We start from the raw sequence: 8,452 nt of genomic DNA, 5'->3' as shown, positions 1-8,452 counted from the left end.
TGAAAGAAAGTACTCCAGTCCAACGTCAATCCCTACCGGATGTCCGTGAGGGGCTACAGCAGGAATATCGACGTCAGCCTGAAGGCTAAGCACGACAAAGTACCCGGATGCCTTGCGAACAATTCGAGCTTGCTTAACCTGGAATAAATCAGGAATTTTCCGCGACCACCGAACCCGAACCCATCCCAACTGAGGCAACTTAATCCCTTTGTCAGACACACAGTTTTTGAGTCCTCGACTCCGCTCGGACTCAACGCTGAGCGGAGTCGAAGCGTTGAGCATCTGGGGGAAGACAAAGCTTCGCATCCGGTTGGGTTTTTTGAACCGTGGAAGACCCGAACGCTTTAACCGCCACGACTCCCAGGAGGCTTCCAGTTTTCGGATGACTTGTTGAAGAACCTGAGCGTTGACAGTCTTCAATCGGGGGTATTCAGCTTTGGCCGCAGTTAGGGACTTGCACTGCCGCGCATAGCTGGGAAATGGTGCATCCGCAGGCAAGATGTATTCCTGCACGATGGAACACGCATTCACGGGCGACTTTCGGGAATTTAGCCAATCCTTACGTTCCCGCAGGGCAAAATTCCAGACATTGCGGCACACATCCAAAATGTGTTCGATGTCTGAAACCTGCTCCGCTGTTGGCTCTAGCTTGAATTCCCACGTCATGTTTAGCATGAAATTATCTTAGCCTATGAAATAAATATTTGTTTCCTAGGCTTAAGCAAACTACTCCCTCCCGTCGCTTCACCACCCCCCAAGCCCTCGGCTATGGGCGGAGCACTGCGACGGATCTTGGTAGCCGGTTTTCCCCAAATCGCTTGACGAGAGCGAGATCGCGAGTCTGTTGCCTCAGAACACGGTCTCAAGCGAGAGAACACCTGCCCTCCCTGCGCGATCGGAAACAATAACAGTATATTTACTCGGTGCGCGATCGCGCAGTGGATGCTTCGCAGGCGATCGTTGATCACAATATTCATACGGGAAAGGCTGGGACAATTTGGGAGTCACATCCTGCCCTGGGTGTGCGGGGAAGCGTGATGTCTTTTACGGCAAGGTGGATGCTCGTGGCACTTCTCAGGAATGCCCAGACTGGGGAGTGGAGGTTCGCAAAGATCTCTCAACTCGAATCCATCACTGTCACAACTGCGGGTCAACAAAGCCCCGTGATGTGGCGAGTGGACAAGTTATCTGTAGCCGTGGGCAACGGCAAATCTAAACTGCCTGTGGAGGGGATGCGGCGGGGACTGAGGTTACTCAGTCTAGCTGGCACCTGTTGAAGCACGAAATCTTTGGGGCGACCCAAGGAATCTCCCTGCATACCCGGAACGGGTTGCTGGGAGAGGATGTCAATACCTATCTGACTTAGCGATCGCGGGATTTCGTTTCGGATTGTAAGTTCGGCTTCGATCGCTGTACAGCGATCGTCAGCGTACCCGCGAACGGTTAATGCTCTATTTGAAAGTTCTGAAATTGGTAAATTCCGCGAATCCTTACGTTCCCGCAGGGCAAAATTCCAGACATTGCGGCACACATCCAAAATGTGTTCGATGTCTGAAACCTGCTCCGCTGTTGGCTCTAGCTTGAATTCCCACGTCATGTTTAGCATGAAATTATCTTAGCCTATGAAATAAATATTTGTTTCCTAGGCTTAAGCAAACTACTCCCTCCCGTCGCTTCACCACCCCCCAAGCCCTCGGCTATGGGCGGAGCACTGCGACGGATCTTGGTAGCCGGTTTTCCCCAAATCGCTTGACGAGAGCGAGATCGCGAGTCTGTTGCCTCAGAACACGGTCTCAAGCGAGAGAACACCTGCCCTCCCTGCGCGATCGGAAACAATAACAGTATATTTACTCGGTGCGCGATCGCGCAGTGGATTGCTTCGCAGGCGATCGCGCATCAGAATATTCGGACGGGAAACGTTGGGGTAAGTCGATCTCCCATGCGATCGCTGGCGACACGATGCTCTATTGCACGTCTCGATCGAACGAAACACCCAGTACCTCTAAGGAACCGAGTGCTTCGGGTGCGATCGCGGCGATCGGTGACAAATTGTTTACAAATAGTCGCACATGAGCGTTTCGCGCGTCTGGCGTTCCGTCACCGGGTTCGTTCCCGAGGCGATGGCGCAAAGTTCGGCTTGAGTGTCGTCTCGAAGGAACGCGTCCGTAAAATCAGCCCCCTCGATATTCGTATTTTTAAACTGTGCGTTGTACGCAAACGCCCCTTCCAGCAGTGCGTTCTTCAAACTACTGTCGATGAAAACGGCCGAATCGAGGGTTGCAAAGCGCAGATCGGCATTCTCTAACGTTACTTCCTTAAATTTCGTGCGGAACAACTGGACGCCAACCAAGTTAGCATGGCTAAAGTCGCTACTGCGGATGGTCGATAGCGTAAAATTAGAATCCGTCAAATCCTGACCCGAGAAATCTTCCCCGAACAGGGTTTCTTTCACGTAATCCGCTGCCTGCGCTGGATTCTCGTACAACGCTACGTCGGCTAGAAACAAGAACCCGACACACAGTACGATCGCGCAGAGTCGTCTCCAAACGCGATCGCCAAAAACGCAACCGTTTCCGTGCTTGTGCCGCAGCCAAACAGTGTTCTGTCCCTTCGGAGGGGTTACAGCCGTACCATATTTCACGAGTAACTTTTATCCTCGAAACGCGACTTGACATTTTGTCTCAGCAAACCTGAAATTAAACCGAGACCTGTTTAAACTCGATAGATCGTGAACTCTCATTGCGATCCTACCAGTAACGCTCCCCACAAAATCGGCGAACTCGGTGAAGAACTCGTCGTTCGCTGGCTGCATCAACAGGGTTGGGAAGTACTCCATCGTCGCTGGCGGAGTCGCTGGGGCGAACTCGATGCGATCGCTCGCTATCCCGCAACTGACGCCCCGTCAGAAGACACTCTGCCAGAACAGCTAATTTTCGTAGAGGTCAAAACTCGCAGTCGTGGGAATTGGGACGCCGACGGCTTGCTTTCGATTACTCCTGGCAAACGCGAGAAACTCTGGCGGACTGCCGAACAGTTTCTCACCGTCTATCCTCAGTTTGGCGACGTACCTTGTCGGTTCGACGTGGCGTTGGTGAAGTGCGATCGCCTCAAAACTCGTCAAACTCAAACCGTTTCGTCATGGGTTGACATCGGCGAAATCGTCTTCGGGAAGCCTGTGTACGTGGCGAATGCTCGACTGACGTTACATCGGTATCTCACGAACGTATTCGAGGCCGCTTGAGCGATCGCTCAAGCTAACGTTTCGGGACAGTACCCGAGTCCTCGAACGAACTGATGGCGAAACGCCTCGATTTCTTCAATATCGGGGCGTCCGTGACAGACGATCGCCACTTGATAGCGTCGCATCACGTCTACGGGAGTTTGCCCCGTTTCGAGGCTCCACATTGCCATTTGAACTCGAATATTAGACGGATAGGGAATACCGAGTTCTTTCAGGTAAGCTTGAAAATCGCCGTCTTGTCGAGCCTCGAGGGGAGATTCCATTTTGACCCGAATCGCCCAACCATCGATCTGGTGAATGACGGTGACGAATTGAACCGGGAAGTTATTGCGTTTTAAGTGTTCGACGACCCTCAGCGTTAAACTGGCGTTGGCGAGGTAATAAAGATAATCCATGTTCGGTGCCGTGAATGGGGTCTACTACCATCGTCGCGGACTGTGCGTGTAAGGTGTAGGGGGAAGTCCCGCTCGTTTCATGGGGAGAGTTCCCCAAAGGTGCGATAATTTCCACTTCGGACTATTCGATCGAGTGGTGTTATCGTTTTTGTTCGTCTTGGTTTTGTGCGATCGCCTATGTCTAATCCCGATTTGTCCCTCGACGCCTACGATTACGAGTTACCTCAAGAGCGTATCGCTCAAAATCCCGTCGAACCGAGGGATTGCGCCCGTTTTCTCGTGGTCTCTTCTCCCCAAGAACACCAACATCGCATATTTCGTGAGTTACCGGAATTGTTACGACCGAACGATTTACTCGTTCTCAACGATACCCGCGTGCTTCCCGCTCGTCTCTACGGGGAAAAACCCAGCGGTGCTAAAGTCGAAGTTCTGCTGTTAGAAGCAGTCAGTCAAAACCGCTGGCTGGCGTTGGTGAAACCGGGAAAGCGCCTCAAACCCGGTGCGTCGATTCTGTTTTCACCGCCCTCAAACCCTTCAGACCATGAATTTAGCGCCTGTGTCGTTTCCGTAGATGACAAAACGGGCGGTCGCGTGTTGGAGTTTCAGTTTCCCGAGGACAAAATGTTCTTGGAGATGTTGGAAGAGTACGGTGAAGTTCCGTTTCCCCCCTACGTTACGCAATCGCAGGCTTCGCCGAACCAATATCAAACGGTTTACGCCCGTCAAGCGGGTTCGGCCGCCGCACCGACAGCGGGGTTACACTTTACTAACGAGCTGTTCGATCGCTTGGACGAAAGAGGGGTTCGTCGCGCTTTCGTGACATTACACGTCGGAGTCGGGACGTTTCGTCCGGTCGAAGTGTCCGATATCACGCAACACGCCATGCATGAAGAGTGGGCGAAAGTTCCCCACGAAACCGTCGAAGCGATTCGCGAGGCGAAAGCCAGAGGCGGGCGGATTATCGCCGTGGGAACGACAGCCGTGCGATCGCTCGAAGCGGCGGTGGCCAGCAGTGGAGATCGCGAACTCGAGCCGTTTTGCGGAAAAACCGATCTTTTTATCTATCCCGGTTATCGCTGGCGTCTCGTCGAGGGGTTGATTACCAACTTTCACTTACCCAAGTCGAGTTTGATGATGTTGGTGTCGTCGCTGGTGGGACGAGAACGACTGTTGACTCTGTATCGAGAGGCGATCGCACAAAACTATCGCTTCTTTTCTTTTGGCGATGCCATGTTCGTGACCCCCGAAGCCAACCAAAATCCTCCTGGGGACTGGATTTGACCGCAATCGGAGTACCTGCGTACAGACCAAGTCAAAGATTTGTGAATTTTGGGGGTTGACACCTGCTGTTACTAATGTAAAGATAGCTTAATCTCAATCGTTCATCTCTTTTCAGTCGAGACTTGTATCGGAGAAGAGACGGAAGTAGGGCTTACGCACCGAAGGAACGCAACGCATCTCGAGCGATCGATAACATTTGAGGTATTGCTGATGCTAGTTTCCTGCTTGGCTACTTTAGCCGTAGCTGGTGTTTCGATGATTTTCAGCCTCAACACGACTGAAGAAATCGTTAAAGTTGCAACTGCGGGCGTTGCTGGGTTGTGCTTACTTCTCAGCCTAGTTTTCGCACCGTTGCCGGTGAAAGTACTCGTTCTCGCGACTCCACTAGCCCTCGATCGAATTTCCAACTTGGGAATTCTCGGAACGCGCTAGAGTCCGCAGCTTGTCCGAGAAGCCTTGAGTACTGGGCGTCGCTCGCCCCGAGCAACATAAGGCTATAAAAGACTTCCAAGATATTAACTTGGGAGTCTTTTGCGATCGTTGCCTTAAATCGAGTCGGGATGACAGGATTTGAACCTGCGGCATCCTGCTCCCAAAGCAGGCGCGCTACCAAGCTGCGCTACATCCCGAGACTACCGAACCGTTTCCAAAAACAAACGATTCCCTCAGATTATAAAAGATTTGTTCCGCACTTGCCAAGCACCTGCAACACTCAGCCGGAATGGACGGGAGTTGACGGGAGCGAGAACGAAAGAGAACGGGCGTTGTGTTGACCCACCTCTCGATTTTAGGAGCGATCGCGCTACTATCGAGCTATCTCAATCATAGAATCGACCTATAGGATGTGGCATCCATGAGGTTACAAGACTTTCTCGATAGCGATCGCAAGTACGACATTAACGACATTGCCGCAGACGGCGACCTCACCCGTCAAATTCAAGTTCGCCTGATCGACATGGGGATCCTAGCTCCGCCCGCAGACGGCAAGTTCGGCCCCGTCACGACCGCAGCCTTCCAACGGTTTCAAACCCTAATGCAAGCGGGAGAAACGGGCTATCTTGGCGCCCGTACCGCCAAACTGATTATTCAAACCAAGCGAGAAGACCTCCCCAAACCTCCACCGAAAGTCAAAATCCTCAAAAATACCGTTTTCAAGGCCAGACCCCTCCAGTCTTCAGACCTTCCCGATACCGAAAAACAATCGATCCCGCAAGATAACGAATTCGAGTTGCTCGATTACGAACCCGTTCGTAACCACGTTCGCGTCACCTTACGCGACAAAGCCTTTCCCAAACTGCACGCCAACGGCAAAATTGAAGACTCGAAACAGTGGTACGCCTTCAAAGAACACGTTCAAATTTGGGAAGACGAAGATCGCGAAATCCCCAAAGTCAAACCCAACTCGGTTCGCCTAGAGGTTCCCTACAAGTCCCAACTCGACAACTGGTATAACCCAACCGGGTCTTGTAACGTCACTTCCCTGGCCATGTGTTTGGAATACCTCGGCGCCTCGAGACGCAGCCACATCGGCCAATTAGAAGACGAACTGTACGAATACGCCATCGAACGCGGTTTGAGCCGTCACAGCCCTTACGACTTAGCCCAGATCGTTCGCGACTACGGTTGTCGCGATCGGTTCCGAACCGACGCCACCATCGAAGACGCTAAAGATTGGCTCGCCGAAGGGAATCCATTAGTGATTCACGGTTACTTCACCTCGTTCGGCCACATCATCGTCTTAGTCGGCTACAACGATCGCGGCTTTATCGTTCACGATCCTTACGGCGAATGGTTCGAGTGGGGCTACCGCACCGATTTAAGCGGAGCCTATCTCACCTACAGTTACGACCTGATTCGCCGCGTCTGCATTCCCGACGGCTCCTTTTGGGTACATTTCATCTCAAAATAAAGACAACCGTAGGGTGCGTGACTTGAAAAATCGGGTGTCGATCGTGAGACCGATCGCTTTGTCACGCACCGCCAATGTACACCGCCAACATACAAGGGTGCGTGACTTGAAAAATCGGGTGTCGATCGTGAGACCGATCGCTTTGTCACGCACCGCCAATGTACACCGCCAACATACAAGGGTACGTGTCGATCGGTGAAGAGTGCAGAGGGCAGAGTGTAGAGTGGGAACTCCTCTTTAACTGTTCGCTCTAGACTCTTAACTCTTCCCTGAAAGAGGCGCACCGCCCTAACCGGGGAATCTGTGTGATATTTAAGCCAGACTCAACTTCATACTGATATCGAGCCAATGAGACCTCGTAATTGGGGCGCTCGTTGAAATGTAATCGACTCCCGTTTCCGCAACGCTACGCAACCTGTCGAGCGTGATGTTCCCCGACGCTTCAATTTTCACCGGGCGATCGCACCCTCGAATCAAGACTACCGCCTCGCGCATCTGTTCCAGGGGCATATTGTCGAGCATGATAATGTCCGCTCCTCCCTCCAAAGCCTCTCGAACTTGGTCTAGGGTTTCCGTTTCCACCTCGATCGTCATCGGATAGGGAATTTGCGGTCGAATGCGGGAAATAGCGGCTTGGATGCCTCCAGCAGCAGCAATGTGATTGTCTTTCACCATCACCGCATCATCTAACCCCATACGATGGTTCGTCGCGCCCCCGATGCGGGTAGCGTATTTCTCAAAGACTCTCAAACCGGGGGTCGTCTTGCGCGTATCCGTCAGTTGCGTGGGTAAATCGGCAATCGTCTCCACATATTGCCGCGTGGTGCTGGCGATACCGCTGAGTCGCATCACTAAATTCAACGCCGTTCGCTCTCCCATTAATAGAGCGTCCAGGGGGCCTTCAAAGCGAGCGATCGCCGTTTGCGGCGCACAGGCGGTTCCGTCATCCACCAGTTGACTGCTTCGATCGCTGCACCCCAACAGTTTGAAAATTCGCCTCGCTAGAGGGAGTCCCGCCACTATCCCTTCCGCTTTCGCCGTCCAAATTGCCGTTCCCCGAGCGTCAGTTCCGTTGAGGAGGGTTTGGGCGGTGGCGTCCCCCCGTCCGATATCTTCCTTGAGCCAGTCTTTTAATAAGGGGTCGATCGAAATCCAGGGAGGAAGGGCTACCGTTCTGCTCACGAGTCACCTATATCTGTCAGTTGGCATTTTTCACGATAGCTCGATCGATCCCCCTGGAAGATCTCAGTCGAGTTTGACCCGAAATCGAGTCCGAGTAGATGGAGAGCGATCGAAAAGCCTTGAGAGTGCGATCGAGGGGTTGAGGAGGGGGATCTCGAAAAAAATCCAAAAAAAAATCAAACCCAAAACCCTTACTGTGTGGTTATTACAGCCGTTACCTTCAAAAAAAGTCAAAAAAAACTCCGAAAAGGGGTTGACAGTCCCTAATGGTCTTGTTAGATTGGTTAAGCGCTCGAGAGGAGAGGCAAACAACGCCGCCCTCAAACAGCGCACCGAACCTCGAAAAAAGAATCGTTTGAAAGCACGACCTAAAGCTTGAAAAAAGCTTTAGCTCTTCGTCAAAAACACTTTAACAGGAAGTCGGACGAAAGAAGTCGCCAAAGA

Annotated in this window: 9 protein-coding genes, 1 tRNA gene, 2 pseudogenes and 1 riboswitch; of the genes and pseudogenes, 6 read left to right on the top strand and 6 right to left on the bottom strand. The window is 52.3% G+C overall.

The genetic code is table 11. The annotated features are described in order from the left end of the window. The coding region (locus tag GEI7105_RS0111880; protein ID WP_017660677.1) for an RNA-guided endonuclease InsQ/TnpB family protein at positions 1–675 on the bottom strand (675 nt) is incomplete at its 3' end. Between the two features lie 312 nt (positions 676–987). Here GEI7105_RS0111880 and GEI7105_RS36010 point away from each other — a divergent pair. Then, positions 988–1,366, top strand: a pseudogene (locus GEI7105_RS36010) (zinc ribbon domain-containing protein); the annotation flags it as partial. An 84-nt stretch (positions 1,367–1,450) separates the two neighbouring features. On the opposite strand, the pseudogene GEI7105_RS34835 reads toward GEI7105_RS36010, so the two are convergent. Then, positions 1,451–1,606, bottom strand: a pseudogene (locus GEI7105_RS34835) (helix-turn-helix domain-containing protein); the annotation flags it as partial. A 263-nt stretch (positions 1,607–1,869) separates the two neighbouring features. Between GEI7105_RS34835 and GEI7105_RS39465 the strand changes: the two are divergent. After that, a complete protein-coding gene (locus GEI7105_RS39465) occupies positions 1,870–2,073 on the top strand; it encodes a hypothetical protein (RefSeq protein WP_144053772.1) in 204 nt (67 codons plus the stop codon). Here GEI7105_RS39465 and GEI7105_RS0111865 read toward each other — a convergent pair. Next, complete coding sequence (locus GEI7105_RS0111865) at positions 2,054–2,641, bottom strand: pentapeptide repeat-containing protein (protein WP_245555401.1); 588 nt, start codon at positions 2,639–2,641, stop codon at positions 2,054–2,056. The genes GEI7105_RS39465 and GEI7105_RS0111865 overlap by 20 nt on opposite strands. A gap of 87 nt (positions 2,642–2,728) precedes the next feature. Between GEI7105_RS0111865 and GEI7105_RS0111860 the strand changes: the two genes are divergently transcribed. Then, positions 2,729–3,241, top strand: coding sequence for a YraN family protein (locus GEI7105_RS0111860; protein WP_017660673.1), 513 nt, complete (start codon positions 2,729–2,731; stop codon positions 3,239–3,241). Between the two features lie 8 nt (positions 3,242–3,249). On the opposite strand, the gene GEI7105_RS0111855 is transcribed toward GEI7105_RS0111860, so the two are convergent. Then, a complete protein-coding gene (locus GEI7105_RS0111855; protein ID WP_017660672.1) occupies positions 3,250–3,636 on the bottom strand; it encodes a hypothetical protein in 387 nt (128 codons plus the stop codon). Positions 3,637–3,813: 177 nt separating this feature from the next. Between GEI7105_RS0111855 and queA the strand changes: the two genes are divergently transcribed. Beyond that, the gene (gene queA / locus GEI7105_RS0111850) at positions 3,814–4,917 is read left to right on the top strand and encodes a tRNA preQ1(34) S-adenosylmethionine ribosyltransferase-isomerase QueA (protein ID WP_017660671.1); all 1,104 of its coding nucleotides are present in this window, start codon (positions 3,814–3,816) and stop codon (positions 4,915–4,917) included. Positions 4,918–5,013: 96 nt separating this feature from the next. Next, positions 5,014–5,090, top strand: a riboswitch (Glutamine riboswitch). Positions 5,091–5,127: 37 nt separating this feature from the next. Beyond that, a complete protein-coding gene (locus GEI7105_RS0111845) occupies positions 5,128–5,349 on the top strand; it encodes a hypothetical protein (protein ID WP_017660670.1) in 222 nt (73 codons plus the stop codon). 123 nt (positions 5,350–5,472) lie between these two features. Here GEI7105_RS0111845 and GEI7105_RS0111840 read toward each other — a convergent pair. Beyond that, positions 5,473–5,546, bottom strand: a tRNA-Pro gene (locus GEI7105_RS0111840). A gap of 224 nt (positions 5,547–5,770) precedes the next feature. Here GEI7105_RS0111840 and GEI7105_RS0111835 point away from each other — a divergent pair. Next, positions 5,771–6,826, top strand: a complete 1,056-nt coding sequence (locus tag GEI7105_RS0111835; RefSeq protein WP_017660669.1) for a C39 family peptidase — start codon at positions 5,771–5,773, stop codon at positions 6,824–6,826. A gap of 312 nt (positions 6,827–7,138) precedes the next feature. Here GEI7105_RS0111835 and nadC read toward each other — a convergent pair whose 3' ends face one another. Then, on the bottom strand, positions 7,139–8,008 hold the full coding sequence (gene nadC, locus GEI7105_RS0111820) for a carboxylating nicotinate-nucleotide diphosphorylase (protein WP_017660666.1): 870 nt from the start codon (positions 8,006–8,008) through the stop codon (positions 7,139–7,141). Positions 8,009–8,452: the final 444 nt, after the last annotated feature.

This window comes from Baaleninema simplex PCC 7105 (assembly GCF_000332355.1).
Lineage (GTDB): Bacteria > Cyanobacteriota > Cyanobacteriia > Cyanobacteriales > Geitlerinemataceae > Baaleninema > Baaleninema simplex.
The sequence above is the reverse complement of the archived record's forward strand: the minus strand, read 5'-3'. Positions and strand labels throughout refer to the sequence as shown.